Raw genomic sequence first — 26,262 nt, forward strand, 5'->3', positions numbered from 1 at the left:
TTAAGGATCGAAGGGGGAAAAGCGCATGGACGAGGTGGTGATCGCGGGGGCGGCGCGCACGCCGATGGGCGGGTTTCAGGGCGCGCTTGCCGGGGCTGCGGCGGCCGATCTGGGCGGTGTCGCGATTGCCGCGGCCTTGGCGGATGCGGGGGTCGCGGCCGATGCTGTCGACGAGCTGTTGATGGGATGCGTCCTGCCCGCCGGACAGGGCCAGGCCCCCGCGCGGCAGGCGGGGTTCAAGGCCGGTCTGCCCAAGGAGGTTCCGGCCACCACGCTCAACAAGATGTGCGGCTCGGGGATGAAGGCCGCGATGTTCGCCTGGGATGCGCTGGCGCTGGGCCGGTCCGACGTGATCGTCGCGGGCGGCATGGAATCGATGTCGAACGCCCCCTACCTTTTGCCCGCGATGCGCGGCGGCGCGCGGATGGGCCATGCGGCAGCGCAAGATCACATGTTCCTCGACGGGCTCGAGGATGCCTATGATCGGGGCCGCCTGATGGGCACTTTCGCGGAGGATTGCGCCGAGGCGTTCCAGTTCACGCGTGCGGCACAGGACGAGTATGCGCTCGGATCGCTCGACAATGCGTTGAGGGCCATCGAAAGCGGGGCCTTTGGCGCGGAGGTCACGCCGGTGACTTTGACCACGCGCAAGGGCGAGACGGTGGTTGCGGTCGATGAGCAACCGGGCAGCGCGCGGCCCGAAAAGATCCCGACGCTGAAACCCGCCTTTCGCAAGGACGGGACGGTAACGGCGGCCAATTCCTCCTCCATCTCCGATGGGGCGGCGGCGCTGGTCATGGCACGCCGGGCGGCGGCCGAGGCACAGGGCATGAAGGTGCGCGCGCGGGTTCTGGGCCATGCCAGCCACGCGCAGGAACCCAACCTGTTCCCGACAGCCCCCGTTCCCGCCGCGCGGAAATTGCTGGACCGGCTGGGATGGTCGGTCGGCGATGTCGATCTTTGGGAGGTGAACGAGGCCTTTGCCGTCGTGCCCATGGCCTTCATGCACGAGATGGGCGTTCCGCGCGACAGGATGAACGTGCATGGCGGGGCCTGTGCTCTGGGCCATCCCATCGGGGCCTCGGGCGCGCGGATCATGGTGACGCTTTTGAACGCCCTGGAGCGGCACGGGTTGAAGCGCGGGGTTGCCGCGATCTGCATCGGGGGCGGCGAAGGGACGGCGATCGCGATCGAGCGGGTTTGAGGTTCGGGGGGTGGTGCGCCTGAAGGCGCACCCTACGGTCCCCTCTTCCGCCACCGTGTAGGGTGCTGCCTTCAGGCGCACCCCGGCACCGGACCATGCGCCAGGTCCATCGGTGTCAGTCGTCGCTCTCTTCGGAGGTGAGCAGTTCCGCCGCCGTCAATCGGCGCGGCACCGTTTCCACCCTTGGGGCATCCTGCAGGTCGGGCGAGGGCGATTGCACCACCTGCATCTCTTCGAGCTTGCGGGCCGAGGGCAGGACGCGGGCCTCGAGCGAGCCCATCGCCTTGTTGTAGCTGTCCACCGAACGGTTCAGCGCCACGCCCACCTTTTGCAGATTGGCGGCAAACGTGGCCAGTCGTCCGTAAAGCTCTTTCGCCTCGCGGTGGATCGTCACCGCATTCTCGGCAATCGCCTCCTGCTGCCAGCCAAAGGCGATGGTCCGCAGAAGCGCGATCAGGGTCGAGGGCGTGGCGATGACCACCCGCGCCGCCATGGCCCGTTCCAGAAGGCCCGGATCGCTTTCGACCGCCGCGGACAGGAAGACATCGCCGGGAATGAACATGACCACGAAATCGGGCGTGTCGGACAGAAGGTCGTGGTAGCGCTTGGAGGACAGGAGGCGGACATGTTCGGCCACCTGCCGCGCATGGCGGGTGATGGCGGCATCGCGCGCCTCGGGCGTTTCGGCCTCCAAAGCATCGAGATAGCCGTCGAGCGAGGTCTTGGCGTCGATCACGAGCGACCGGCCACCCGGCATCCGCACGATGGCGTCGGGGCGTTGCACGTTATCTTCGGTCCGCATGGTCGCTTCGGTTTCGAAATCGACATGCTCGCTCATGCCGCTGAGTTCGAACACCTGCCGGAGCTGCATCTCGCCCCAGCGGCCGCGCGTCTTGGGGGCGCGGAGCGCCTGCACCAGTTTGCGGGTTTCGCCCGAGAGCTGGGATTGGCCGAGTTTGAGCTGTTCGACCTGTTCGCGGATCGCGCCATAGGCATCGGTGCGGTGCTTTTCCATCTCGCGCAGGATCGTGTCGAAGGCCCCCAGACGTTCGCTCAAGGGTTTGACCATGCCGTCGATGGCTTTCTGCCGCGCCTCCAGTTCGGCTTTCGCCGTCTCGGAATGGGTGGCGAAGCGTTCGGTGACGCGGTCGAGGAACGCCTTGGAATTGCCCTCCAGCACTTCGTTCGCCAGCGTCTTGAACCGGGCCTGCAGGGCGTCGTTCAGGCCGCGCAATTCCTCGAGCCTTGCGGCATGGGTGCGTTCGGTGGTTTCCAGCCGCGCCTCGGCCTGGTTGAGCGCGCCCATCAGGCTGTCGCGTTCGTCGCGCGCTTCGGCCAGTTGCTGTTCGAGCTGCGGCAGGCGTTCGGCGCGCGCCTCGCCCACGGCGAGTTGGCGGCGCAGGCTTTCGATCTCGGCAAGCCCCGCCTCGGCCCGGCGCAGGTGCAGGCCACGGCGGATCAGGGCGAAGATCAGCGCGGCGATGACGACAAGCGCCAGAAGCAGATAGGCGGGCAGGGGATCGACCCCGGCCCCGAAGGGCGAGGTCGCCCTGAGATCGGCGGCGAGCCGGTCGAGAAAGGCGAAGAGGGGCGCGTTTTCCATGGCTCAGCTGCGCCCGAAGAGGCGTTCGATATCGGACATCGCCAAGGTCACGAAGGTGGGGCGGCCATGGTTGCATTGGCCGGATTTCGGCGTCGCCTCCATCTCGCGCAGAAGCGCGTTCATTTCCTCGGCGCTCATCCGGCGGCCCGTGCGGACCGAGCCGTGGCAGGCCACGCGCGACAGGATTGCGTCGAGACGGGCGCGCAAGGCCTCGGACCGGCCCAGATCGTCGATTTCGTCGAGAATGTCGCGCAAGAGCGGTTCGACCGCGACGCTGCCCAGAAGCGCCGGGGTTTCGCGCACGGCGATGGTGCCGGGGCCGAAGGGTTCGATGACAAGGCCAAGGGCGGCCAGGTCATCGGCATGGGAAAGCAGGCGGTCGGCATCGGCCCCAAGCGTGACGATCTCGGGGATGAGGAGCGCCTGACGGGCGATGCCGTTTTCGTCCATCTGGCGCTTGAGGCGTTCGTAGACCAGCCGTTCATGGGCGGCATGGGCATCGACGATGACCATCCCCGTTTCGGTCTGGGCGATGATGTAATTCTCGTGCAGCTGCGCGCGGGCGGCCCCGAGAGGGCGGGATGTCTCTTCGGGGGCTGGGGCCCCCGCATCGACGCGGGCGGACGGGGTCCAGGGCGTGCTGTCTTCGGCCAGCTGCGGGCTCTGCCAGTCGCGGGCGCGGATCAGGCTGGACTGGCTGGGGCGGTCCATCTGGTAGACGCGCGGGGGCAGGGGCGTGGACGTGGGCGCAGGCCCTTCGGGGCGGAAGGCGGCGAGCAGGCCGTCGCCCACGGTCGAGGCGGCGCGCTGGCCGTCCTGCATCAGCCCGTGGCGCAGGCCCGAGACGATCAGGCTGCGCACGGCGGCGGGATCGCGAAAGCGCACCTCGGATTTGGCGGGGTGGACGTTGACATCGACCCTGTCGGGGGGGCAGTCGACGAAAAGGGCGGCGGCCGGGTGCCGGTCGCGGGCCAGGACATCCATGTAGCCTGCGCGCAGGGCCCCGAAGAGCTGCTTGTCGCGCACGGGGCGGCCATTGACGAAGATGTATTGCGCCACCGCAGCGCCGCGCGAATAGGTGGGCAGGCCGGCAAGGCCGGTCAGGCGCAGCCCCTCGCGTTCGGCATCGATGCGCATGGCGTTCTCGACGAAATCGGCGCCGATAAGGGCAGAGAGGCGCGCGGTCAGCGCCTGCCAGATATCGCCGGTTTCGGGATCGACGCGCAGGATCACGCGCTCGCCCTCGGTCATGTCCTTGAGGGTGAAGCCCACGGCGGGTTCGGCCATGGCGAGGCGGCGGATCACATCGGTGATCGCCTGCATCTCGGCCCGGTCGCTGCGCAGGAATTTCAGCCGGGCGGGCGTGGCGAAGAAGAGGTCGCGCAATTCCACGACCGTGCCGCGCGACAGGGCGGCAGGGCGGATGGGGGAGAGCGCGCCGCCGGTCACGCGGATCTCATGCGCCTCGAGCCCCGCGACGCGGCTGGTGATCCTGAGCCGCCCGACCGCGCCGAGCGAGGGCAGCGCCTCGCCCCGGAAGCCGAAGCTGCGGATATTCAGAAGGTCGGTGCCGTCGATCTTGGAGGTGGCGTGGCGCGAGAGGGCCAGCGGCAGATCCTCGGGTGTCATGCCGCAGCCGTCGTCGGTGACGCGGATCAGCGCCTTGCCGCCCTGGGCCACCTCGACCAGGATGCGGGTGGCGCCGGCATCGAGCGCGTTTTCCACCAGTTCCTTGACGGCGGAGGCGGGGCGTTCCACGACCTCGCCCGCCGCGATCCGGTTGATCGCGGCTTCATCCAGTTGCCGGATGATCGGGCGGCTTATGTTGGGTTCATCAAGGGACATGCCACCAAACCTAGCATGCGCCCCCCCTCTGTTCCAAGGCCGTCGCGTCAGTTTCCGGGGGATAAGCCCTGCGGCTGGCCGACGACGACGAAATGCAGCGCCGCGGGATCGAGAAGGCGGGCGGCGACGCGGCGCACATCGTCGAGGGTCACGGCCTCGATGTAGCTGTTGCGGTTGGTGATGTAATCGACGGGCATGTCATCGGATTGCATGGAGGCAAGGATGCTGGCGATGGTGCCGTTGCCGTCGAAGCGCAACGGATATTCGCCGGTCATGTAGCGTTTGGCGGCCTCAAGCTCGGCCTCGGTGATGCCGTTCTGGGCCAGATCGGCCCATTGGGCGCGGACCACGTCGATCGCTTCGGCCACAAGTTCGTTCGAGGAGGAGAATTGCCCCAGCACGGCGGGCGAGAGGTCCGCGAGCGACAGGAAACTGCCGATGCCATAGGTCAGGCCACGGGCGACGCGCACCTCCTGCATCAGGCGGGATTGGAAGCCGCTGCCGCCCAGAACCTCGTTCAGGACGAAGGCGGCGAAGAAATCGGGATCGTCGCGGTCGATTCCCGCATGGCCGAAATAGGCCACCGATTGGGGGCTGGGGAAATCCACGACCGTCACGCCGCCCGCAAGCCCGGAGGTGACGGGACCGGGGCGCGGGGGCGCTTCGGCGGGCAGATCGCCGAGGATATGGTCGATCAGCGCGCCCAGTTCTGCCGCGGTGATGTCGCCCGCGGCACCGACCACGACCCGGTCGCGGGTGAGCGCCGCGCGATGGGCGGCGAGGATATCGTCGCGGGTGAGGGCGGCGACGCTTTCGGGCGTGCCCTCTTGCGGGGTGGCATAGGGGTGATCGCCATAGGCCATGTCGTTGAAAGTGGTGCGCGCGATGGTGCCGGGATCGCGGGCGTTGCGTTCGAGAAGCGACAGGACCTGCCCGCGCACCCGTTCGATCGCATCGGGATCGAAGCGCGGTTCGACCAAGGCCGCGCGCAGGAGATCGGCGGCGGCATCCCGGTTCTGGGTCAGCATCCGGGCCCCGATGGAGACGACATCGCGCGAGGCGTCGAAGCTGAAGCTTGCGGCCAGCCCCTCGCGGGCGGCGGCAAAAGCCTGCGCATCCATGTCGGCGGCGCCTTCTTCGAGAAGGCCCGTCATCAGGTAGGTCGCGCCGCGTGCCTCGGGCGCGTCAAGGGCCGAGCCGCCGAGGAACCAGAATTCCAGCGCGACGAAGGGGATGGAATGATCCTCCACCAACCACGCCTCGACCCCGCCGGGGGAGGTGACTTCCTCGATCTCGATGGTGGCGAGCGCGGGAAAGGCGAAGCAGAGGGCGGCGAGGGTTGCCGCGATGCGGGCGATCATTGGCCAATCTCCACATTCTGGGAATCGGGCCCGGTGACGGGGCGGATCAGGTGGCCCGTCACGGTGGACGGATCGTCAAAGAGCCTGCGGGCGGCGGCCATCACATCGTCGGGCGTCACGGAGAGGAGCGTTTCGGTCCAGCCCTCGATATCCGACAGGGTGAGGCCGCTGGTCAGTTCGGCCCCATAGGCCTGCGCCACGCCGGCGGTATCGTCTTGTTCGTAGATCTCGCCCGCTTCGATCCGAAAGCGGATGCGCTCGAACTGGGCGGGGTCGATGCCTTCGGCGAGGAAGGTGTCGACCATGCGCCACAGATCGGCCTCGGCCTCGTCGAGGGAGACGCCGGGAACGGGCACGTTCACCATGCTGAAGGAGGAGGGATCGAGCGAGGTCGGATCGTAGAAGGCGGCGGCGTAAAGCGCGCGTTCTTCCTCGATCTGGAGGCGGCGCGCGAAAAGCGAGGTCTGCCCGCCGCCCAGCATTTCGGCCAGATAGACGAGTGCGGCTGCCTCGGCCTGATCGCCCGGTTCGCGGACGGGCGCGAGCATCTGCACGGTGACGTAAGGATTGGCCACGCGCGCATCCTCGTAGACCACGCGCCGATCGGCGATATGGGGCGGCTCGAGCGGGCGCAGGCGGGGGGGCAGGCCGTCCGAGGCCGGGATCGGGCCGTAATGTTCCTGTGCCAGCGCCAGAACCTCGTCGGGGGTCACGTCGCCCGCGACGATCAGGATCGCGTTGTTGGGGTGATACCAGGTGTCGTAGAAGGCCTGCGCATCTTCGAGCGACAGCTCCTCCATCTCGTGACGCCAGCCGATGACGGGGATGCCGTAGGGATGGTTCAGGAACAGGGCTGCGCGGGTCTGTTCGGTGAAAAGCCCGCCTGCGGAGCTGTCGAAACGTTCGGCCCGTTCCTCGAGGATGACGGAGCGTTCGGTCGCCACCTCGACCGGATCGAAGCGCAGGTTGCGCATCCGGTCGGCTTCCATCTGCATCATGAGGCCCAGCCGGTCGGCGGCGATGCGCTGGAAATAGCCGGTGTAATCCCAGGAGGTGAAGGCATTGGTGAAGCCGCCATTCGCCTTGACCAGTTCGGTGAATTCCCCCGAACCCATGGTCTCGGTCGCCTTGAACATCAGGTGTTCGAGGAAATGCGCGATGCCGGATTGGCCGGGCGGTTCATCGGCGGCGCCGACGCGATACCAGACCATGTGGGTGACGGCCGGGGCGCGATGATCCTCGATCACGACGACCTGCATGCCATTGTCGAGCATGAAATCGGTGACATCGCCGGTTGCCGAGGCGGCAAGGGGGGTCAGGATCAGCGCAAGGGCCAGCCTAAGGGCCAGCGCGGGGCGGTGCAGCATCGGCGCTCTCCGGTGTTACCAGCGTTTGTGTAGAGATAAGGGCTGGCGGTCCGGCATCAACGGCCCTGACAGTCCTGTGATCCGGCCTGTGATCCGGATCACTCCAGTTCGATGCCTTCGGGCGGTGCGGCGGGGGTGCGCACCCCGGCGCGGCGCAGGCGCTCAAGCTCGGCGTAACGATCCAGCGCCATGGGGCGGTAGGCGTCGAAATAGACGTTCAGGTTGAACAGCCGTTCGAGCGGCCGCCCCCGGTTGTCGGAGCGATAGGCCAGATCCTCGGCCGCGAGCGTGCCGCGGATGTCGGGGGTCACGCCGAAGCGCGCGGAATAGGTGACGATATCGCCTGCCGCCCGGTTGGCGCGCGCGACATCGCCGCCCAGCGCGCGGATGGCATCCGCCTCGGGATCGGGGTCGACACGGTTCGCGCCACCGGGCGTGGGCTGGGGCAGCGAGGCCAGATCGGTCGGGATCTCGATCGGGTTCGTGGGAAGGATCGCGAATTCGTCGGGGCCGGATTCGGTGTTGCGCAGGTTCATCAGCTGCGGATCACCCCGCCCGCAGGCCGCCAGCGCGACCAGCGCGGCACCAAGCGTCAGCGTTGTCATCAGGCGCGGCATCGCGTCATCCTTCGTCGGTCACCGTGGCCGGGTCTAACGCAATTGTCAGGCCCCGTCACGGCCCATCTTGCTGTCATTGGCGAAGATCAGCAAGCCCAAGGCACCCGCAAAGATGCCGATATCGGCCACGTTGAAGGCGAAGGGATTGTCGATGCCGCAGCACGACATGTTCAGGAAATCGGCCACCGCCCCGTAGACCAGCCGGTCGATCGTGTTACCCAGCGCCCCGCCGACCACGGCCCCCGCCGCGATCAGGGCGATGGGCCGGGTCAGACCGTTCTTCGCCCACCAGGTCAGCCAGGATGTGATGGCGATGGCGATGGCGATCAGGATCCAGCGCGTCATCTCAGGACCGCCGGAAAAGAGGCCGAAGTTGATGCCGGTGTTCCAGCCCATCTTGAAGGTGAGGATGGGCGGAGCAACCTCGATCACCCCGCGCGAGATCAGGTCCATCGCATGGACCACGACGTATTTCGACCCTTGGTCGAGCGCGAACCAGATCGCGGCGGAGATCAGCAGCAGTTTCATGACGGCCTTGCCTGTTCGGTGTCGCGTGGGGTGGGGATGCGCCGTGACGGGCGCACCCCAAAAGGGTCAATGCCGGAAGTGGCGCATGCCGGTAAAGACCATGGCAAGCCCCGCCGCATCGGCGGCCGCGATCACCTCGTCGTCGCGCATGGAGCCGCCGGGCTGGATGATGGCGGTCGCGCCCGCCTCGGCGGCGGCCATCAGGCCATCGGCGAAGGGGAAGAAGGCGTCGGAGGCCACGACCGAGCCCTTGGCGGGGGTCTCGGGCAGGCCCAGCTCGGCCCCCATACGGCCCGCTTTCAGGGCTGCGATGGTGGAACTGTCCACCCGGCTCATCTGGCCCGCACCGACGCCCACGGTCGCGCCGTCGCGGACATAGACGATGGCGTTGGATTTCACATGTTTCGCCACGGTCCAGGCAAAGCGCAGATCGGCCATTTCGGCGGCGCTGGGAGCGCGCTTGGTCACGACGCGCAGATCGGTTTCGGGGACATGGCCCGTGTCCTTGTCCTGCACCAGAAGCCCGCCTGCGACCTGTTTGTAGGCGAGAACCGGCTGGCGCGGATCGGGCAGCGCCCCGGTGGTCAGGAGGCGGAGGTTCTTTTTCGCGGCGAAGATCGCGATGGCGTCGTCATCGGCGTCGGGGGCGATCACGACCTCGGTGAAGATCTTGACGATCTCCTCGGCGGTGGCGGCATCCAGGCGCTGGTTAAGGGCGACGATCCCGCCAAAGGCGCTGGTGCGGTCGCAATCGAAGGCCTTGCGATAGGCGTCGAGCATGGTTTCGCCGCGCGCCACGCCGCAGGGGTTGGCATGCTTGATGATGGCGCAGGCGGGGCCATCGGCGGGGGCGAATTCGGCGACAAGCTCGAAGGCCGCGTCGGTGTCGTTGATGTTGTTGTAGCTCAGTTCCTTGCCCTGGTGCTGGCGGGCGGTGGCGACGCCGGGGCGGCCCGAGCCGTCGGTGTAGAAGGCGGCCTGCTGATGCGGGTTTTCGCCGTAGCGCATGGTCTGCTTGAGCACGCCCGCAAAGGCGCGGCGGCGCGGCGTGGCATCGCCCTGGGCCGCGGCCATCCAGGTCGAGACGGCGGCGTCATAGGCGGCGGTGCGGGCGTAGGCCGTGCGCGCCAGACGCTGGCGGAAGGCAAGCGTGGTGCCGCCATGTTCCGCGATCTGGGCCAGCACCTCGGCATAATCCTCGGTATCGACCACGACACCGACAAAGGCGTGGTTCTTGGCTGCGGCGCGGATCATCGCGGGGCCGCCGATGTCGATGTTCTCGATGCAATCGTCATAGGCGGCACCGGAGGCGACGGTCGCCTCGAACGGGTAGAGGTTGACCACCAGAAGGTCGATCGCGCCGATCTTGTGGGTCTCCATCGCGGCGAGGTGGTCGGCATTGTCGCGGAGCGCCAGAAGCCCGCCATGGACCATGGGATGCAGCGTCTTGACCCGGCCATCCATCATTTCGGGGAACCCCGTCACCTCGGCCACGTCACGGACGGGCAGGCCCGCATCGCGCAGCGCCTTGGCGGTGCCGCCGGTCGAGAGCAGGTCGACCCCGTGACCCACGAGCGCGGTGGCAAACTCGATCAGCCCGGTCTTGTCGGACACGGAAATCAGCGCGCGGCGCGGCTGCACGGTATCGGTCATGGTGGGAAGTTTCCTCTCAGTCCTCTGTCTCGTCCACGCCGGGTGCGGGCAACAGGCCAACGGGGCGGGCGAGTGTCCAGCTCACCGCGCTGCCATAACCGGTCACCGCGCCGGTGAGAACGATCTGTTTTGTCGCGCGGGGTTTGACCCGCGATCCGTCGAGATAGATCGACGGCTCCAGCGTCAGTGTGGCCTCGCCGCCGTAGCGGAAGACCCATGTTTCGCGGCCCGGCAGCTGGATCGAGACGGCGGTGCCGCCCATGTCGATCTCGGCCGTCGCATCGGGGTGGAGATGAAAGCGCAGGGCGTAGCGCAGGCCCAGATCGCCCGGCAGGCGCGCGAGCACCCGGTCGAGCGTGGCGCGGTCGCGTTCGGTCATGGCGGCAAGCCCGTCCTCGCCCCTGAGCAGGCTGCCGTCGCGGTCGAGCTGGAGAGAGCGCAGGTGGACCAGCCCGTGGGTCTGCCGCCAGCCGTCATGCGACAGCGCGATGCCGTCGGCGGTTTTCATCTCGGCTTCCTGCACCTCGACGAGGGTCGGACCGCTGACGAAATCCTGTCTTTCGGGGTCCTGACGTTCGCCGCCCCGGGCCAGCCGCGCGCTGGCATAGCCCAGGAGCGACAGGGTGGAGTGGCTGGCCGTGGCGCGGCCCGCCCTGCGCCAGGCGGTGCCGAAGCGCTTGCCCGACCCCGCCGAGACGATGACGGGCTGGCGGCCCGACACCAGTTCGAAGGCGAGGGTGGAGGCATGGGCATCGAAGCTGCCGGGACCCAAGAGGGGCGGCGCGGCATCGACGATCAGCGATACGCGCCGCCCGCCCAGCCGCGCATAGCCCATGGCCAGCCCCTTGACCCGCGAGGGCCGCACATTGGAGCGCGCCAGCGCCGCATCGAGCCGCCCCGGCGCGCCGCGCCCGCCGCCCTGCATCCGCGCCAGCGTTCCATCGGCATGGCGCAGGCTGCGCAGGGTGGGCGCGATCCGCCCGATGGCGGTATTGACCGCCGGGTCCGGGGGCTTGCCGATTTCCTTGAGGATCGCGGCCACCCAGGTCAGGAGGTGAAAGACCTCGAGCAATTCCTCGGGGTTGCGGGAGGCGATCCCGCCCGTTCCGTCGATCCGGGTCGCGCATTCCTGCGCCAGGCCGCGCAGGGCGGGTTGCAGCGCCGTTTCCATGCCGGTCAGCGCACAGGCGGAATAGATCAGGCCCGAAAGCGCCCGGAACCGCGACAGGCCGGGCGGCGTTTTGCGCCAGCGCATCTGGAGATAGGCCGCCTGTCGCCCCAGAAGGGCAAAGGTCCGGCTGCGATCCTCGGGCGTCTGGCCGTTCATCAGGAAAAGGGCATGGGTGACCATGCGCATCTGGCGGCGTCCGGTCAGGTCGGGTGTCCAACCGGGGCCGGACCCGCGCCCGTAGCGTTTCATCCAGCCCGACAGCCATTCCTGCGCCTGTTTGCGCCCCGCCCCGCCCGGCACGCTGGCCAGATCATCCAGCCAGTCGAAGCCGTGCAGCGCCTCGAGAAAATCGGCGGAGGGGGCGGCAATGTCCCAAGGCTGGCGGCCCGCCGTTTCCACGAGATGGCCGCCGAAGACGAGATTTCCCGCCATGAGCTGGCGCCCGCGCGCGTCGGAGCCGGAAAAGCTGGGCTCGGGCTGCCAGAGAAAGCCGCGAATGCCGGGGCCGGTCATCCCGGCCCGCCAGGCCGCCCAGCGGTCGGCGGCGCGCACCCGTGCGGCGGGGGGCGGTGCGGCGGCGTCGCTGTCTGGTCGGTCTGTCATGCGCACAAGCTGCTCGGGCAATTGTTTTCGGAGAGGATACGCGGCGCTGCGGCGGGAGTCACGGGCGGGTGAGGCAGGCCATGTAGAAGCCGTCGATGCCGCCAAGGTCGGGCCAGAGATCGGGGCGCAGGCGCAGGCCGCCTTCGGGGCTGTGCCAGGCGGAATCGCCGCCGAGCGCCGGGGCATCGGCGGGGATGACGCGCAAGCCTTCGTGGCGTTTGAGGGCGGCGGTGACCTGGAACTCGCCCTCGACCGGCAGAAGGGAGCAGGTGCAGAATACGAGCCTGCCGCCGGGTTTCAGGAGCCCGAGCGCATGGTCGATCAGCTGCATCTGGAGACGGGTCAGCGGCTCGACCTCGGTCCAGGGTTTGACATGGGGCAGGTCGGGGTGGCGGCGGATCGTGCCGGTGGCCGTGCAGGGCGCATCGAGCAAGATCGCGTCATAGGCGGGCGCGTCATGATCGAGCGCATCTCCCGTGACGCGCGTGGCGGAGAGGCCGGTGCGGGCAAGGTTCTGTTCCACCCGCGCCATGCGCGATGGCGACAGGTCGAGCGCTGTGACATCGGCCCCAAGGGCCGACAGTTGCAGCGTCTTGCCGCCCGGTGCCGCGCAAAGGTCGAGGACGCGCAGGCCTGCCACATCGCCCAGAAGGCGCACGGGCAGGGCAGCGGCGGCATCCTGCACCCAGAAGGCGCCGGTGTCATAGCCGGGAAGCGCCGTGACCTGTGTACCGGCGGGCAGGCGCAGGCTGCCGGTGGGCAGGCGGGTGGCGCCGGGAAGATCGGGGGCGGCCCCCGGTTTGAGGGTCAGGTCGATGGGCGGAAGGGGCAGATGCGCCGCCTCGATCGCGCGGAGGGTTTCGGCCCCCCAGCGTTTCTTGACCGGTCCCGCGATCCAGCCCGGCAGGCGCTGCGGCGCCTCATGGGCGAAGCGGTCGGGCCCTTCGACGGCGAGTTTGCGCAAGACGGCATTGACCATTCCCGCCATCCGCGCCGTGCCCTTGCCGCGCTTGGCGAGCGTGACGGCGCTGTCGACGACGCCATGGGCGTCTTCGCCCGCGACCAGCAGCTCGGCCGCGGCAAGGCGCAGGATCATGAGCGCGGGCAGCGGCGGCTTGCGGTCGAGATAGGGGGCGATGCAGGCGTCCAGCGGGCCGAGATGGCGCAGGACGAGCGAGGCGAGGCGGGCCGCGCGGGCCTGATCGGCGGGGGAAAGGCGCGTGTCGCCCGGCAGATGGGCCAGCATCCGCTTTTCGCGCAGCACGCCGTCGAGCGTTCTGAGTGCCGCCTGTCTCGCCTCGAGCCCCATGCAACCTGCCCTTGTTCCAGAAGCTCTGCGGGGTATATCAGGTGGGCGTCAACGACAAGGATTTCCGCCATGTCCGATCAGCCCGAGGCCCCCGACCTGTCGCATCTGCCCCCCGCCGCGCAACGCGCGCTGGCCGAGGCCGTAGAGCGGCGCAAGGCGGCCAAGGCGCTCGAGCTTCCGACGGAGCTCGGTGGCCGGGATGGACCCGAGCCGGTGCGGTTCGGGGATTGGGAGAAGAAGGGCATCGCCATCGATTTCTGAGGGGTGGTTTGGGGGTTGGTGCGCCTGAAGGCACACCCTACCAAGACCACCCATCACACGTAGGGTGTGCCTTCAGGCGCACCTGTCGCGGGGGGTGGGTTGCACCCACCCTACGCCGTGGGGCGGCGTCACTGGAGGTTCAGTTCCGCCGACATGCCGGACCCCTGATCGGAGGTGAAGCGCAGGGTGTCGCCGCTTTGCTCGACCAATTGGCAATTGTAGCCCAGATCATCGCCGTTCCAGAACAGGTCCCGGCAGAAATAGCCGCCCTGCCATGTCCAGGCCCCCGTCACCGGCGCACCGAAGGCGCGGCCGATGATCTCGCCCTCGGGCGTCACGTTCAGCCGGATGCCGAAGCGCCGCAATTCGCGCCCGTTCACGAGCGATACGAAACGGTCGGCGCTGTCGACGACGCTGAACCCCTCGGCGGCGAGGGGTTCGGCTGCGAATATCCCCAGGATGGCACCTGCCAGTGCGCCCGGCAGGGCAGGTATCGCACGGGTCATTTCGGAACTCTCCCGCTACTGACAACGCAAGGGGCGAGATAGCCACAGAGCCGTGGAAATCAAGCGGATCGGCGGCGTTACGCCAGGCCCAGAACGCTCATCATCGAATAATGGCCCGGTGCCTTGCCATGGCCCCAGAGCGCGGCCTTGAGCGCGCCGCGCGCGAAGATGCCGCGATCGGTCGCCACATGGCGCAAGATGATGCGTTCGCCGGCCCCTGCAAAGATCACGTCATGTTCGCCGACGATGTCGCCGCCCCGGATCGCGGCAAAGCCGATGTCGCCGGGTCGACGTTCGCCCGTGATGCCGTCGCGGCCCCGGTCGGAGACATCGGCGAGATCGACACCGCGCCCGCGCGCCACGGCCTCGCCCAGCATGAGCGCGGTGCCAGAGGGGGCATCGACCTTGTGCTTGTGGTGGGCCTCGACGATTTCCACGTCGAAATCGGTATCGAGGGCATGGGCGACTTCCTGCGCCAGCCGGGTCAGGAGGTTCACCCCGAGGCTCATGTTGCCCGCGCGCACGATCACGGCATGGCGCGCGGCGGCATCGAGTGCGGCGATGTCGCTGTCGCTGAGGCCGGTGGTGCCGATCACATGGACGCAGCGCGCCTGCGCGGTCAGTTGGGCATGGGCGAGCGTGGCGCTGGGCGTGGTGAAATCGATCACCGCCTGCGCCTTGACGATCACCTCGAGCGGGTCGTCATGGACCATGACGCCGCTGGCCGCCCCCCCAAGGGCCACGCCCAGATCGCGGCCGATCCAGTCATGGCCGGGGCGTTCGGTCACGCCCACCAGATGCGCCTTGTCCGAGGCCGTGATGGTGTCGATCAGCATCCGACCCATCCGCCCCGAAGCGCCCATCACCGCGATACCGATGCTGTCGCCCATGTCAAAATCCTCCGTCATCTGGGCCCTGCTGATAGCGGAAGGCTGCCCGCGCGGGAAGGCGTCGCTTGCGGGGGGGGCGCGCATCTCCTAAGTGCGGGGGAGAGAACAGACAGGCGAGCCATGGCAAAGAACCGGCATTCCGAGGGCGCGGGCCCGTCGCAGCGACAGCTTCGCGTGGGCGAATTGATCCGGCGTGTCCTGAGCCAGGTGCTGGCGCGGGGCGAGGTGCATGACCCCGAATTGAACGCCATGTCGATCACCGTGGGCGAGGTGCGGACCTCGCCCGACCTGAAGATCGCGACGGTCTATGTCATGCCGCTGGGGGGCGGGCGGCGCGAGGATGCGATCACCGCGCTCAAGCGCAACCGGGGCGAATTGCGCCGCGCCATCATGCGCGACATGTCGTTGAAATATGCCCCCGACCTGCGGTTCCTGATCGACGAGACCTTTGACCGGATGGACGAGACCCGCGCGCTTTTCGACCGCGAAGAGGTGCGCCGCGATCTTGGGGGGGATGACGCGGAGGAGGAGGCGTGAGCGCGCTTCGGCTCCTGTTCCTCGTCCCGGTGCTGGTCTTGCTGTCTGGGGCAGCGTCCGCGGCCTGCGAAACGGTGGAGTTCGACGGCGCGCCCTTCACCACCTGTCGCGTCGATCTGGCGGCAGAGGACCTGCGCCTGTTCCTGCGCGACGAGACGGGCGCGATCTATGGCAGTTTCACCCGCGTCGAGGCGGACCTTGGCCCGGGCCGAAAGCTGGGCCTGGCCATGAATGCGGGCATGTTCCACGAGGATCGCGCGCCGGTCGGACTTTATATCGAGGATGGTGTCGAGGAGATGCGCGTCATCACCTCGGCCGGGCCGGGGAATTTCGGGCTGTTGCCCAATGGCGTGCTGTGTCTGCAGGAGGGCAGCGCCGCGATCCTCGAAAGCCGGACCTATGCCGCCGCACCGCCCGATTGCCGGGATGCCACGCAATCGGGGCCGATGCTGGTGATCGACGGGGCGCTGCATCCGCGTTTCATCGCCGATGGCACGAGCCGCAATATCCGCAACGGTGTGGGGGTCGAGGATGGCGGGCAGGTGCTGCATCTGGTGATTTCGGATGCGCCGGTGAATTTCCACCATTTCGCGCGGTTTTTCCGCGATCATCTGGGCGTGAACCAGGCGCTTTATTTCGACGGACGGGTGTCGCGGCTCTATGCGCCGGGGATCGGGCGGGCCGATATCGGTCTGCCGATCGGGCCGATCATCGGCACGGTGGTTGACGCGGCCCCGGCTGGCGGGTAGCCCGCCGATCTTTCCACGGATGGAGGTCTGAGCATGGGTCGCAGTCGCAAGGGGCGGGATGTTTCCGGCTGGCTTCTGATCGACAAGCCTGCGGGCATGACCTCGACCGCCGTGGTCAACAAGCTGCGCTGGGCTTTCGAGGCGAAAAAGGCGGGCCATGCTGGCACGCTGGACCCGGATGCGACGGGGATGCTGCCCGTGGCGCTGGGCGAGGCGACCAAGACGATCCCCTACCTGGGCGAAGCGTTGAAGGGCTACGACTTCACCGCGCGCTGGGGGGCTGCCACCACGACCGATGACGCCGAGGGCGCGGTCATCGCCACCTCGGAGCTGCGGCCGAGCGAGGAGGATATCCGCGCGGCGCTGCCCCGGTTCGTGGGCGATATCCAGCAGGTGCCGCCCCAGTTTTCCGCCGTGAAGGTCGATGGCGAACGCGCCTATGACATCGCGCGGGGCGGCGAGGTGATGGAGCTGGCCGCCCGCGATCTTTACGTGGATGCGCTGGAGCTGCTGTCGATGCCCGATGCGGATCATGCGGAGTTTCAGTTCGTCTGCGGTTCGGGGGGCTATGTCCGGTCGATCGCGCGCGATCTGGGGCAGGTGCTGGGCTGTCTGGGCCATGTGTTGCGGCTGCGGCGGACATGGGTCGGACCCTTCGACATCGAGGATGCGGTGACGATGGAGCGGGTCGAGGCGCTGGCCCGCACGCCCGAGATCGATGCGCTGCTCCATCCCGTCTCGATGGCGTTGGACGATCTGCCCGAGCTGAAGGCGACCGAGGCCGGGGCCGCGCGGCTCAGGAACGGGAACCCCGGACAGGTCCTGCCGGGGCAGGCGGACTATGGCGATCTGGCCTGGGCGTCGTTCCAGGGAAAGCCGGTGGCGGTGGGGCGTCTGAAGGGGGCGGAATTGCACCCCGAGCGGGTGTTCAACCTGTGACAGGCTTGCCTGTGCCGGGTCGGCGGGGCATCACCGTTGCATGATCACGCGCCACCATCAGAAGGGCGATGCCGCCTCGATCGCGGAATATTCCGAGTGCGAGACCTATCGCTACACGCTGACGCGGGTCTGGGATGGGGGCGGGCCCAAGGCGGCTTTTGTCATGCTCAACCCCTCGACCGCGACCGAGGTGCAGAATGATCCCACGGTCGAACGCTGCGAAAGGCGGGCAAGGGCGCTGGGCTTTGGGGCGTTCCGGGTGCTCAACATCTTTGCCTATCGGGCGACCGATCCGCGCGTGATGCGGGCCGCCGCCGATCCGGTCGGGCCGGGGAATGATGCCGCGATCCTTGCCGCGCTGCCCTGGGCGGACCGGGTGATCTGCGCCTGGGGCACGCATGGCGCGCATCTGGACCGGGGGGCGCAGGTGGCGGCGATGCTGCGGGCGGCGGGCGCGGCGCTGTGGCATCTGGGCCTGAGCAAGGCGGGCCATCCCAAGCATCCGCTCTACATCGGCTACGAGGTGCAGCCACGGCTGTGGGAGGGTTTGGATCATGGCGATTGAGGGGTTTTCCCGGTCACGGATTTCCGTGGGCGACGTGACGCTGTCGGTGCATCGCGGCGGGGCGGGGACTGCGATGATCCTGCTCCATGGCTATCCGCAGACCCACATGACCTGGCACCGGGTGGCCCCGGTTCTGGCGCGGGATTTCGACGTCATCATTCCCGACCTGCGCGGCTATGGCGACAGCGATGCGCCCCCCGATGATGCGGCGCATGGGGTCTATTCCAAGCGGCGGGTGGCACAGGACATCGTGGCGCTGATGGAGGCGCTGGGGATCGCGCGGGCCCATGTGATCGGGCATGATCGGGGGGCGCGGGTGGCCTACCGGATGGCGCTCGATCATCCGGGGCGGGTGGACCGGCTGGGGATCGTGGAGATCGTGCCGACGGCAGATTTCTGGGCTGTCTGGTCGGCGGAGCTGGCGCTCAAGGCTTATCACTGGACCTTTCTGGCGCAGCCCGCGCCCTTGCCCGAAAGCCTGATCGGGGCGGATGGCGCGGGCTATGTGGCGCGGACACTGGCAAGCTGGACGCTGGCGGGCGACCTGTCGCCCTTTGCGCCCGAGGCGCTTGACAGCTACCTGCGGCAGGCGGGCGATCCGGCGCGGGTTGCGGCGATGTGCGCTGATTACCGGGCCGGGGCGACGACGGACCGGGCGCTGGACGAGGCCGACCGCGCGGCGGGGCGCAAGATCGCGGCCCCCTTGCGCTTTGTCTGGGGGCGGCACGGGTTTCCGGCGCGCACCGGCGATCCCTTGGGCATCTGGCGCGGCTGGGCCGAGGATGTGAGCGGAGCCGAGATCGACGGCTGCGGGCATTTCGCGATGGAGGAAGCGCCCGACGCCTTTCTGGCGGCGATGCTGCCGCATTTTTCGGGGTAGGGCGCGGGTTCGTCAGGCGCTTTCCGCCACGGGGTCCAGGGTGACGCCGCGCAATTCGATCAGGGCGGGATCGAGCCCCTGCGCACCGGTGACGGTCAGGATGACGTTGCCGTTGAACAGGATATTCGCCCCGGTTCCGTCGGGGAAATCCACGACCGTGATCACCGGGTCTGGTGTCAGATCGGGGTCATACATCACCTCGATCACGTCCTGCGCGGGGTCGAAATCGGTGACATGGCCCGCCAGTTCGGCGTTCTGGATGAAGCTGCCGGATGCGAAACGGTCGGCCCCGTCGCCGCCGGTCGCCAGATCGCCCGCGCCGATGACGATCGTGTCGTCGCCCGCGCCGCCATCGAGGATATCGCCCTGATCCTCGTCGCGGGGGCCGAAGAGGGAATCGCCCGCCGCAAAGGTGCCGTCGAGCCGGTCGTTGCCCGCCCCGCCCGCAAGCGTATCGGCCCCGAAACCGCCCTGCAGGTAATCGTCCCCATCCTCGCCCGTCAGGCTGTCGTCGCCGTCATTGCCGAAGAGCAGGTCATCGTCAGCGCCACCCGAGAGAGTGTCATTGCCCACACCGCCCACAAGGAAATCGGTGCCGGTGCCCCCCTCGATCACATCGTCGCCGTCTTCGCCATAAGCCTCGTCTGCGCCTGCGCCGCCGAGGATCGTGTCATTGCCCTCGTTGCCGACAAGCATGTCCGTGTCCGTGCCGCCCTCGATCCGGTCATCGCCGGGGCCGCCCGTGATCGCGTCATTGCCGCCGCCGCCCAGAAGGCTGTCCATCCCCTCGCGTCCGCGCAGGAGATCGTCGCCCGTGCCGCCGTCGAGCAGATCGTCGCCCGCGTAGCCGTCGAGCGTGTCGTCGCCATCGGTTCCGGTCAGGGTATCGTCGCCCTCCGTCCCTTCGATCAGTTGACCGGGCGTGTCGTCATTGCCGGCGGTGCCAGCGGCGGCATCCGGAGCGGGGGCGGTATCATCCTCGCCCGTCGCGTCATCGTCGTCGCCGAAGAGCATGCGCATGAGGTCGGAATTGCCGCTGACGCCCGCGCCATCGGCGGTTTCGGGGCTGTCGATATCCGGGGCGCCTGTCGGGTCGTCAGAGCCTGTCCCCTCGTCGCCGTCGGTGACCATGCCACTGACCGCGTATCCCATGGCTATCAGTATCAGAAGCCCACCAGCCGCCAACATCGCGCGTCCTCACTCGTCCAGGTTCATCGGGAAGTCCCGCGCTTCTGCGCCGCAGGGATCGCCTTCTGACGAACCGAACCCGCCCGAAAACACCGGACAGGCAAGGGGGCAGCCAGGCGATTCGGGTGCCTTGGCCGCGCATAGGATGGGCTTGTCCTGCCACAAAACGCGGGGCGATGTGTTAACGCGACCGAAATTCTTGGCCCTTTCGGGCAGAAAATCGCGCGCTCTTGCCGATTTTTGCGGCGGATCGTGGCGGTTCAGGCCCGGATGCCGCGACCCCCTTTTCAAAAGGTGCCGTGGGGCCTATACGCCCCCATCCGCGCCGTGATGGTGCGGCTACCCTCCATGGGCCCTGCTGGACGACATCCCGGCTTGTGCCATCACCCTTTTGAACAGGAGACCCCGATGTCGATCACGCCCGAAGAAAAGCAGCGTCTGATGACCGAATTCGCGACCAAGCCCGGCGACACCGGTTCGCCCGAGGTGCAGGTTGCGATCCTGACCAGCCGCATCGCCACGCTGACCGAGCATTTCAAGAGCCACAAGAAGGACAACCACTCGCGTCGTGGTCTTCTGATGATGGTGGCCCAGCGCCGCAAGCTCCTGGATTACCTCAAGGCCAAGGATGAGGGTCGTTACACCGACCTGATCGGCCGCCTGGGTATCCGCCGCTGAGGCAAAGCCCCCGTGGCACAAGATCGCGCCCCGCCTTGGCGGGGCGTTTTCATGTCTGCCCCATGGACAGGCCAGCCCCCGCCGCAGCGCGCCCTGCGGGAGGATGCCCCTTTCTTTGTGGGCGAAACTGGGCTATGGCGCGCCCATCTGAGACGTGACGCTCCGACCCCGGCGTTGTGCGAAGGACAGGGGTCGGCGGCAATGGGGCCGCCATAGACATGGGAGACCCGGGCAAGGGGCCTGGGAGTGCTCCCCGATAGGAAACGATAGATGTTCAATATCACCAAGAAGTCGATGCAGTGGGGCGAAGAGACGCTCACGCTGGAAACGGGGCGTGTCGCCCGTCAGGCCGATGGCACCGTCATCGCCACGCTGGGCGAAACCAGCGTCATGGCGAACGTGACCTTTGCCAAGGAAGCCAAGCCGGGGCAGGATTTCTTTCCGCTCACGGTCCACTACCAGGAAAAATACTATGCCGCAGGCAAGGTGCCCGGCGGTTTCTTCAAGCGCGAGGCGCGTCCGACCGAAAAGGAAACGCTGACCGCGCGCCTGATCGACCGTCCGATCCGTCCGCTGTTCGTGCCGGGCTTCAAGAACGAAGTGCTGGTGATGTGCACCGTGCTGTCGCATGACCTGGTCAACGATCCCGATATCGTCGCGATGATCGCGGCCTCGGCCGCGCTGACCTTGTCGGGCGCGCCCTTCATGGGTCCGATCGCGGGCTGCCGCGTGGGCTTCGAGGATGGCGAATACATCCTGAACCCGACCGTCGACGACATGCAGGACCTGCGCAACAACCCCGACCAGCGTCTGGACCTTGTCGTCGCAGGCACCAAGTCGGCGGTGATGATGGTCGAGTCGGAAGCCTACGAGCTGACCGAGGACGAGATGCTGGGCGCCGTGACCTTTGCGCATGAGCAGATCCAGCCTGTCATCGACCTGATCATCGCGCTGGCCGAAGATGCCGCCAAGGAACCCTTCGACTTCACGCCCCCGGATTATTCCGAGCTTTACGAGGTGGTGAAAGCGGCGGGCGAGGCGCAGATGCGCGCGGCCTATGCGATCACCGACAAGCAGGAACGCGTCGCCGCCGTCGCCGCCGCCAAGGAAGCGATCAAGGCCACGCTGACCGAAGAGCAGCTCGCGGATGCGAACCTCGGGTCCGCGCTGAAAAAGCTGGAATCGATGGTGCTGCGCTCGGACGTGGTCAAGAACGGTCGCCGGATCGACGGGCGCGCGCTCGATGCGGTCCGCGCGATCGACTGCCAGACCTCCGTTCTGCCCCGCACCCATGGCTCGGCGCTGTTCACGCGCGGCGAGACGCAGGCGCTGGTCGTCACCACGCTGGGCACCGGCGATGACGAGCAGTTCATCGATGCGCTGCATGGCACGTTCAAGCAGAACTTCATGCTGCACTACAACTTCCCCCCCTATTCGGTGGGCGAGGTTGGCCGCGTGGGTTCCCCCGGTCGTCGCGAGATCGGCCACGGCAAGCTGGCATGGCGCGCGCTGCAGGCCGTGCTGCCCGCGCCCACCGACTTCCCCTACACGATCCGGCTTGTGTCCGAGATCACGGAATCGAACGGCTCCTCCTCCATGGCATCCGTCTGCGGCGGGTCGCTGTCGATGATGGATGCGGGCGTTCCGCTGAAGGCGCCGGTCGCCGGTGTAGCCATGGGTCTCGTGCTGGAAGATGACGGGTCCTACGGCATCCTGACCGACATCCTGGGCGACGAGGATCACCTCGGCGACATGGATTTCAAGGTCGCGGGCACCGAAAAGGGCATCACGTCGCTGCAGATGGACATCAAGGTCGCGGGCATCACGCCCGAGATCATGAAGACCGCGCTGGCACAGGCCAAGGCGGGCCGGATGCACATCCTGGGCGAGATGGCCAAGGCGATAACCGCACCGGGCGAATTCTCGATCCACGCCCCGCGCATCGAGACGATGCAGATCCCGACCGACAAGATCCGCGAAGTGATCGGCTCGGGCGGCAAAGTGATCCGCGAGATCGTCGAGCTGTCGGGTGCCAAGGTCGACATCAACGACGACGGCGTGATCAAGATCGCGAGCCCGAATGCCGACTCGATCCAGAAGGCTTACGACATGATCTATTCGATCGTGGCCGAGCCCGAGGTGGGCGGCGTCTACAAGGGCAAGGTCGTGAAGATCGTCGATTTCGGCGCCTTCGTGAACTTCTTCGGCAAGCGTGACGGCCTGGTCCACGTGTCCCAGATCGAGAACCGCCGCCTGAACCATCCGTCGGATGTGCTGAAGGAAGGTCAGGAAGTCTGGGTCAAGCTTCTGGGCTTCGACGACCGCGGCAAGGTGCGCCTTGCGATGAAGATGGTCGACCAGGAAACCGGCAAGGAGCTGGAAAAGCAGCCCGAGGACGCGACGGAGTGATCCGTCCCCTCGGACTTGCCAGATGACAGGCGGGCGCGTTCGGAAACGGACGCGCCCGTTTTCGTTGGGGGGCAGGCTGCACCGGGGCGGCGGGAGCGAGGCGGGTTGTCCGGGGACCCGTGCAAGCTTGCACACTTTTACAAGATATTGATTTCAATAGGCAAAGTAAGTTTCATTTACCTTGTGGAAAGGATTTGAGCGTGCCGCGCAGGGGGTCTGCAATGCGGGACGGAGCGGACGTTCGAGCCATCCACTCCTAGCCCCTCGCGCTTGCTGCATAACCTAGGCATGTGACGGAATGTGATAGCTATACTGCGTCATTTCTACGAGTTAATTCGCTGGCCGCAGAGAGTAGGTGTGAGATGCCAGACTATCCGTTGGGCTTGCAGGGAAGGCCGTTTCCATATCACGTAAAAACTACAGCAGACCACTGGTGGCCTAAAGGCTTGCAGCGCCTTTGGGTCGACCAAGACGGATACGTCTCACTAATCAATCCATATGGTGAAGTAAAATCTGCGAAGCCTCCCCAAAAGGGCTCAAGCAAGACGGGGTTTGCACACAAGCGCGGTGGCCACAAGTTGCAATTTGGTGTCAGTCCATGGAACCATACCTTTGAGCCCGACTTTGAAAAAATCGACAACGCGGGACCGCCAATCCTCAAACATATCGCCAAACAGCTGGAAGGCGGGGATGAAGTCCTGTTTGGCCCTTCAGAAGTAGAGCGCACAACAAACACGCTCATCAAACTATGCTTCTCGCTCATGGTGCGGAGTCCAGCATTCCGGTACCTTTATTCGCGTTCGGGCGAATCGTTCGGGCTCGGATACAACGAAGAAACGGGCAAAGCCAATATTCAGCAATTCTGGAGTTTCGCGAGCCAGATTGATCTCAAGAAATGTAACTCTGGCAATCTGTTACTTCTGCATGCGGAGAATTCTGAGTTTTGTTTCGGCGATGGACTATGCGACACGATATTTTCGCGGCCCGTAAGCTGGCGTCCACAAGGGATGCACTGGGTTGCAGATCTAATTGGCGATGCATTTATACCATTGCTCCCAAACGTCTGCGCATATCTTTACTTTTTGCGAGGTGGCTTCGGGAGCAAAATTCAATTATTTCCAGTGACTTCTAATATTGTAAAAGAGGTGAATACACTCACTCAAATTTACTCGAAAGAGCAACTGTTTTTTCGCGCGGTATGTCCCACATTAACCCCGGAGTATAGGAGGCGTGAACACTTGATGGTCTCGACGGGGCAAATTCCGCTTATTGAGATGCTGCGCACTCGTGTCAGTTGAACAAGCGCTGTGGACTGAAACACGCGACTGGGCCTGTGGCATCAAAGACAGGACCGACTGACCGCTATGGGCTCCAAGCAGCCATCCATCCCATTGCAAGAACCCCCAAGGAAAACCGCCCCCGGATCGCTCCGGGGGCGGTCTGTTTTGCAGTAGTGGTTGGCCTTAGCCGACCAGCCCGCCATCCGTGCGCTTGACCGCGATTACCGCCGACCGGGCGAGGCTGTCGCCGAAATCGGGCCAGTTGCCGCCGTTGTCGCCGGGGTGCTGGATGCCCACGAACATCGTGCGGCGGTCGGACGACCAGCACAGGCCGGTGACCTCGCAGCCGTTCGGCCCCGTGAGGAAGCGTTCGATCCGGCCCGTGACCGGGTCGCCCGCCAGCATCTGGTTGTTGCCCATGCCGGCGAAGTCGCCCTCGTTGCTGTCATCGCCGTCGGTCTGGATCCAGATCAGGCCCGTGCTGTCGATCACCATCCCGTCGGGCGAGTTGAACAGGTTGCCCGCGTTGATGTTGGCCGTGCCGGCATAGGGGCCCTCGGCCACGGTGGGGTTGCCCGCCATGACGTAGAGATCCCAGGTGAAGCCCTCGGCGGCGTGATCCCCGCCCATGGGCCGCCAGCGCACGATCTGGCCGTAGTTGTTCGTCTCGCGCGGGTTGACCGCGTTGACCGTCATCGGATCGCCGCCCGCATTGGTGCGCACGGTGCCCGCATCGGTCAGCGCGCCGCGCCGCGAGTTGTTGGTGAGGCAGCAATAGGCCTCGGCCGCATTGGGATGCACTGCGATCCATTCGGGGCGGTCCATCGTCGTCGCGCCCACGCGGCTGGCGGCCATGCGGGTGAAGACGGCGATATGGGCCGCATCCATCCCGGTGGTGGCGGGCGTCAGCGGAACCCAGCGGCCGGTCATGTCATCCTCGAACACGGCGACGGACAATTCGCCCTCGACCAGCAGGGTCGAGGTGTCGCCACCGGGGACGTAGACGTCACGGCTGAGCCAGCGGTACATGAACTCGCCCCGCTCGTCGTCGCCCATGTAGACGGCGACGCGGCCATCGGCGGCGATGGCATAGGCGGCGTTCTCATGCTTGAAGCGGCCAAGGGCCGTGTGCTTGACCGGCGTGCTGTCGGGGTTCGCCGGGTCGATTTCCACGATATAGCCCGCGCGGTGCGGCTCGTTGGGGTTGGCGGCCACGTCGAAGCGGGCATCCCACTTGTGGTAATCGTAGCCCCAGCCATCGGCCCCGATGCCGTAGCGGCGGAAGCCGTCGCCGACCATGCCGCCGGGCAGGTCGCCATTGGCGCCGAAGTAGCCGTTGAAGTTTTCCTCGCAGGTCAGGTAGGTGCCCCAGGGCGTCCGGCCCGAGCCGCAGTTGTTGAACGTGCCGAGCGAGGCCATGCCGGTCGGATCGGCCTCGGTCTTGAGCAGGTCGTGGCCGGCGGCGGGACCCGAGAAGGTCATCGGCGTGTTGTGGTGGATGCGGCGGTTGTAGGGGCTGTCGACGACAACGGCCCAGCCATCCGGCCCTTCGGCGATTTCCATGACGCTGACGCCCTGGAAGTTCTGGAGGATGCGCACGTCATCAAGACCCGTGGGCACGCCATCGGTGGCATGGGGCAGGTTGACCTCGCGGTTGGTGTATTCGCTGTTGATCACGATGATCTCGCGGCCATCGATGTTGAACAGCTCCATCCCGTCGGTGTTTTCCCCAAAGACGCGATCGGACATCTCGACCGAAACGCCGGTCTGCGGGTTCCAGGCATCCGCGGCATCCGGGAACAGCGGATCGCCCCAGCGCACGAGCGTTTTCCAGCTGTAGCCCTCGGGCACGTGCACGGTGTTGTCGGTCTGTGCCGCGATGGGGGTGAAGGGGAAGCGCGAGGCGGGCTGCGCCATCGCGGTGGTGCCTTTCAGGAGGCCGGTGCCCATGACGGCGGCACCCGACCCGAAGGCGAGAACACCGCCCAGAAAACCACGGCGCGAAATGGCGCGCTCGACCACGCGGTCGAAATCCTGAACCTCGGGGCGGGGGAAATTCAGCTCGTCCCACTCGTCGGCGGACAGATGCTTGGTGTCGGTATCTTTCATGAGATGCATT

23 protein-coding genes are annotated in these 26,262 nt (G+C 66.8%); 10 read left to right on the plus strand and 13 right to left on the minus strand.

Annotated elements, in window-relative coordinates; translation table 11 throughout:
- Positions 1-25 precede the first annotated feature (25 nt).
- On the plus strand, positions 26-1,204 hold the full coding sequence (locus tag AABA51_RS01400) for an acetyl-CoA C-acyltransferase (RefSeq protein WP_338273669.1): 1,179 nt from the start codon (positions 26-28) through the stop codon (positions 1,202-1,204).
- 115 nt (positions 1,205-1,319) lie between these two features.
- On the opposite strand, the gene rmuC is transcribed toward AABA51_RS01400, so the two are convergent.
- From rmuC to AABA51_RS01445, 9 genes are all read right to left on the minus strand, one after another.
- Positions 1,320-2,807: a DNA recombination protein RmuC gene (rmuC, locus tag AABA51_RS01405; RefSeq protein ID WP_338273671.1), complete on the minus strand. Its 1,488-nt coding sequence runs from the start codon at positions 2,805-2,807 to the stop codon at positions 1,320-1,322.
- A 3-nt stretch (positions 2,808-2,810) separates the two neighbouring features.
- Positions 2,811-4,652 carry a DNA mismatch repair endonuclease MutL gene (gene mutL, locus AABA51_RS01410; RefSeq protein ID WP_338273673.1) on the minus strand — a complete coding sequence of 614 codons (1,842 nt, stop codon included), beginning with the start codon at positions 4,650-4,652 and terminating at the stop codon, positions 2,811-2,813.
- A 47-nt stretch (positions 4,653-4,699) separates the two neighbouring features.
- Positions 4,700-6,013, minus strand: a complete 1,314-nt coding sequence (locus AABA51_RS01415) for a M16 family metallopeptidase (RefSeq protein ID WP_338273675.1) — start codon at positions 6,011-6,013, stop codon at positions 4,700-4,702.
- Positions 6,010-7,380, minus strand: coding sequence for a M16 family metallopeptidase (locus tag AABA51_RS01420; RefSeq protein WP_338273677.1), 1,371 nt, complete (start codon positions 7,378-7,380; stop codon positions 6,010-6,012). The genes AABA51_RS01415 and AABA51_RS01420 overlap by 4 nt, the downstream gene beginning before the upstream one ends.
- Positions 7,381-7,478: 98 nt before the next feature.
- A complete protein-coding gene (locus AABA51_RS01425) occupies positions 7,479-7,997 on the minus strand; it encodes a DUF3035 domain-containing protein (RefSeq protein ID WP_338273679.1) in 519 nt (172 codons plus the stop codon).
- Positions 7,998-8,042: 45 nt separating this feature from the next.
- Positions 8,043-8,525 carry a signal peptidase II gene (lspA, locus tag AABA51_RS01430; RefSeq protein ID WP_338273681.1) on the minus strand — a complete coding sequence of 161 codons (483 nt, stop codon included), beginning with the start codon at positions 8,523-8,525 and terminating at the stop codon, positions 8,043-8,045.
- Positions 8,526-8,591: 66 nt separating this feature from the next.
- Entirely contained in the window at positions 8,592-10,178 is a 1,587-nt protein-coding gene (gene purH / locus AABA51_RS01435) for a bifunctional phosphoribosylaminoimidazolecarboxamide formyltransferase/IMP cyclohydrolase (protein ID WP_338273683.1), read from the minus strand.
- Positions 10,179-10,194: 16 nt separating this feature from the next.
- On the minus strand, positions 10,195-11,952 hold the full coding sequence (locus tag AABA51_RS01440) for a heparinase II/III family protein (RefSeq protein WP_338273685.1): 1,758 nt from the start codon (positions 11,950-11,952) through the stop codon (positions 10,195-10,197).
- A gap of 58 nt (positions 11,953-12,010) precedes the next feature.
- Positions 12,011-13,261, minus strand: coding sequence for an RsmB/NOP family class I SAM-dependent RNA methyltransferase (locus tag AABA51_RS01445; protein WP_338273687.1), 1,251 nt, complete (start codon positions 13,259-13,261; stop codon positions 12,011-12,013).
- 69 nt (positions 13,262-13,330) lie between these two features.
- Between AABA51_RS01445 and AABA51_RS01450 the strand changes: the two genes are divergently transcribed.
- Positions 13,331-13,522 carry a DUF1674 domain-containing protein gene (locus tag AABA51_RS01450; protein WP_338273689.1) on the plus strand — a complete coding sequence of 64 codons (192 nt, stop codon included), beginning with the start codon at positions 13,331-13,333 and terminating at the stop codon, positions 13,520-13,522.
- A gap of 128 nt (positions 13,523-13,650) precedes the next feature.
- Here AABA51_RS01450 and AABA51_RS01455 read toward each other — a convergent pair whose 3' ends face one another.
- Together AABA51_RS01455 and dapB are read right to left on the minus strand one after the other, a co-directional pair.
- On the minus strand, positions 13,651-14,028 hold the full coding sequence (locus AABA51_RS01455) for a dihydrodipicolinate reductase (protein WP_338273691.1): 378 nt from the start codon (positions 14,026-14,028) through the stop codon (positions 13,651-13,653).
- A 77-nt stretch (positions 14,029-14,105) separates the two neighbouring features.
- The gene (dapB, locus tag AABA51_RS01460; protein ID WP_338273693.1) at positions 14,106-14,918 is read right to left on the minus strand and encodes a 4-hydroxy-tetrahydrodipicolinate reductase; all 813 of its coding nucleotides are present in this window, start codon (positions 14,916-14,918) and stop codon (positions 14,106-14,108) included.
- Between the two features lie 120 nt (positions 14,919-15,038).
- On the opposite strand from dapB, the gene rbfA reads away from it, so the two are divergent.
- Genes rbfA through AABA51_RS01485 form a run of 5 tightly spaced genes read left to right on the plus strand, consistent with a single transcriptional unit; the run spans position 15,039 to position 18,588 of the window.
- Complete coding sequence (rbfA, locus tag AABA51_RS01465; RefSeq protein ID WP_338273695.1) at positions 15,039-15,455, plus strand: 30S ribosome-binding factor RbfA; 417 nt, start codon at positions 15,039-15,041, stop codon at positions 15,453-15,455.
- The gene (locus AABA51_RS01470) at positions 15,452-16,204 is read left to right on the plus strand and encodes a phosphodiester glycosidase family protein (protein ID WP_338273697.1); all 753 of its coding nucleotides are present in this window, start codon (positions 15,452-15,454) and stop codon (positions 16,202-16,204) included. Before rbfA ends, AABA51_RS01470 begins: the two co-directional genes overlap by 4 nt.
- 33 nt (positions 16,205-16,237) lie before the next feature.
- A complete protein-coding gene (truB, locus tag AABA51_RS01475) occupies positions 16,238-17,143 on the plus strand; it encodes a tRNA pseudouridine(55) synthase TruB (protein WP_338273699.1) in 906 nt (301 codons plus the stop codon).
- Between the two features lie 40 nt (positions 17,144-17,183).
- A complete protein-coding gene (locus AABA51_RS01480; RefSeq protein ID WP_338273701.1) occupies positions 17,184-17,708 on the plus strand; it encodes a DUF1643 domain-containing protein in 525 nt (174 codons plus the stop codon).
- Positions 17,698-18,588 carry an alpha/beta fold hydrolase gene (locus AABA51_RS01485; protein WP_338273703.1) on the plus strand — a complete coding sequence of 297 codons (891 nt, stop codon included), beginning with the start codon at positions 17,698-17,700 and terminating at the stop codon, positions 18,586-18,588. The genes AABA51_RS01480 and AABA51_RS01485 overlap by 11 nt, the downstream gene beginning before the upstream one ends.
- Before the next feature lie 12 nt (positions 18,589-18,600).
- Here the strand turns inward: AABA51_RS01485 and AABA51_RS01490 are convergent, their stop codons facing one another.
- Positions 18,601-19,740, minus strand: coding sequence for a calcium-binding protein (locus AABA51_RS01490; RefSeq protein ID WP_338273705.1), 1,140 nt, complete (start codon positions 19,738-19,740; stop codon positions 18,601-18,603).
- A 444-nt stretch (positions 19,741-20,184) separates the two neighbouring features.
- Between AABA51_RS01490 and rpsO the strand changes: the two genes are divergently transcribed.
- From rpsO to AABA51_RS01505, 3 genes are all read left to right on the plus strand, one after another.
- Entirely contained in the window at positions 20,185-20,454 is a 270-nt protein-coding gene (gene rpsO / locus AABA51_RS01495) for a 30S ribosomal protein S15 (RefSeq protein ID WP_338273707.1), read from the plus strand.
- Between the two features lie 270 nt (positions 20,455-20,724).
- Positions 20,725-22,863 (plus strand): polyribonucleotide nucleotidyltransferase, encoded by a 2,139-nt coding sequence (gene pnp / locus AABA51_RS01500; protein WP_338273709.1) that lies wholly within the window; start codon positions 20,725-20,727, stop codon positions 22,861-22,863.
- Positions 22,864-23,225: 362 nt separating this feature from the next.
- On the plus strand, positions 23,226-24,161 hold the full coding sequence (locus AABA51_RS01505; RefSeq protein ID WP_338273711.1) for a hypothetical protein: 936 nt from the start codon (positions 23,226-23,228) through the stop codon (positions 24,159-24,161).
- Between the two features lie 165 nt (positions 24,162-24,326).
- Here the strand turns inward: AABA51_RS01505 and AABA51_RS01510 are convergent, their stop codons facing one another.
- Positions 24,327-26,252, minus strand: a complete 1,926-nt coding sequence (locus AABA51_RS01510) for a PhoX family phosphatase (RefSeq protein WP_338273713.1) — start codon at positions 26,250-26,252, stop codon at positions 24,327-24,329.
- Positions 26,253-26,262: the final 10 nt, after the last annotated feature.

It is taken from the genome of Roseicyclus marinus (assembly GCF_036322625.1).
GTDB classification, from domain to species: domain Bacteria; phylum Pseudomonadota; class Alphaproteobacteria; order Rhodobacterales; family Rhodobacteraceae; genus Roseicyclus; species Roseicyclus marinus_A.